The sequence below is a fragment of the Fictibacillus sp. Mic-4 genome (genome assembly GCF_049843615.1).
Taxonomy (GTDB): domain Bacteria; phylum Bacillota; class Bacilli; order Bacillales; family Fictibacillaceae; genus Fictibacillus_A; species Fictibacillus_A gelatini.
In genome coordinates this window covers 1-1,761 of sequence record NZ_JBBHZM010000089.1, presented here as the reverse complement: position 1 = coordinate 1,761, position 1,761 = coordinate 1, and the positions used below count along the sequence as shown (strand labels likewise).

General features: G+C 44.2%; 1 protein-coding gene. It reads right to left on the bottom strand.

Going from position 1 to position 1,761, the window contains the following annotated elements; genetic code table 11:
* Window positions 1–540 precede the first annotated feature (540 nt).
* The gene (locus WD019_RS21535) at window positions 541–1,638 is read right to left on the bottom strand and encodes an IS110 family transposase (protein WP_425712791.1); all 1,098 of its coding nucleotides are present in this window, start codon (window positions 1,636–1,638) and stop codon (window positions 541–543) included.
* Between the last annotated feature and the right edge of the window lie 123 nt (window positions 1,639–1,761).

The window sequence follows — 1,761 nt, the reverse complement described above, 5'->3', positions numbered from 1 at the left end:
ATTTATTGATATGAACGAAGCTGTCAAGGCCCCCGCTGAATTTTAGTGAAATGCAGACATTTGGGCGATCTTAAGCAGAGAAAGCACTATTTCGTGTTTCTCTCTACAACTTTATATGGAGTGGCGGGCATGATAAACTATGTGACCATAGCCAAGCCTTTTTCCCTGGCTTCTTGGCTTGGAAGTCATGCCCGCAGAGGCTCCATGTCAAGTTGTCCCTATTTTAAGCACTATCTGGTTTCTAAATGTACTCAAGTGCACGGCACGAAGGCAAAAATGTCTCTACGACGGTGAGCATACTGATATTCGTGGGTTCACACATTTTATCTTTCCGTCTGGGGAGCTTCCACGAACTGTCCACGTGCGTTCACTCTTAAAGAGCTAGCACAAATAAATGCCGTGGATTCTCCTTTCCGGTTTTAACCTTTGCCTTCGAGCCCTGAACTCAAATCCCATTTGGCGACCAACTGATGTGCCTTTTTAAGACTCTCTTGATCATATTTTCATTACATTAACAACGATTTGACCACTACTGTCTATTTACTCTACTAGATGGCCAATTGCCCAAATGAATCCTGCCAATTCCCTCGCTACAGCAGTGATACTCTTTCCACATACCTTTCCGCGACTTAACAATCGATAATACTTTCCATGAAGACGGTTCTGTGCATTCCATGAAATCGTTAAAATAGGTGCAGGTTGACCTTCTTGCCTTTTCTTTAATTTCCCTTTAACTGCAGGCTTATAACGATAGCTCCACGCCGATTCAATCAATAAGCGGCGAACGTGACGGTTTCCTGTTTTTGTGATTTTTCCTTGATGCCTCACATCGCCACTGGAACTTTCGCTTGGAACTAATCCGGTATAAGCCATAAATTGTTTGGCGCTACCGAATCTCTTAAAAGAGCCGATCTCCGCTACAAGACTTGTTGCCGTAATAGTAGCCACACCTCGTAACGTTTGAAGAGCCTGAATTATTGGTGCATGGACGCTATCTGTTGCTTGACGTTGAATCTCTTCCTCAAATCGGGCGATGCGCTGCTCAATCTCTATCAACTGATGAAGATACTCTTGAAATGTCACTTGTGAAGCCGAACGCTCAAAACTAACTTTGTCTAGCCATTGTCGGTAATCGTATGACCATCTTTTAACTCCATCGGGTGGATGGATATCGTGACGAAGGAGAAATTTCGTTAGACGATGCTTGGCACGCAGTTCGTCTTCTTTTGCATCTTCTCTTGCGCGCACTAGATCGCGCAAGGCTTCATCATCTTCCGTTGGCACGTGGACGGAGACCAATTCTCCAGCTCGTAACAGTTTAGCCAAGCGAATCGCATCCCTCTTATCCGTCTTTACACGATCACCCGGCTTTTTGGGGATAAGTGAAGGAGCAATTACTTCACACGTAACGCCTAAGCTAAGCATGAGGCGATACAAGCCATAGCCTGTTACTCCTGCTTCATAACAAACGTGGAGGTTTTCCGCGGCCCCTAACTTCTTGACCAATTTTCTAACATCTTCCGCTTTGTGGCGGATCATACCAAAATATCGGGGTTCTTCTCTTCCTTCTTCGGCAACCGCCACTGCAATTTTTTCTTTTGATACGTCTAAACCAACGTATTTTATGGTATCCTTCATAATAACTGGCTCCTTTCGTAATGTAGCTCTGTTTTGGTTAGTATTTTTCTCAATACTCAGTGTAACCAAGGATAACCTACGAAATTACGATTAAGGGGCCAGCTTCGTTCATGATAACTGTCC

Excerpts from the sequence above, each read along its gene's own strand:
- WD019_RS21535 (WP_425712791.1), bottom strand. The coding sequence starts at position 1,638 with ATGAAGGATACCATAAAATACGTTGGTTTAGACGTATCAAAAGAAAAA.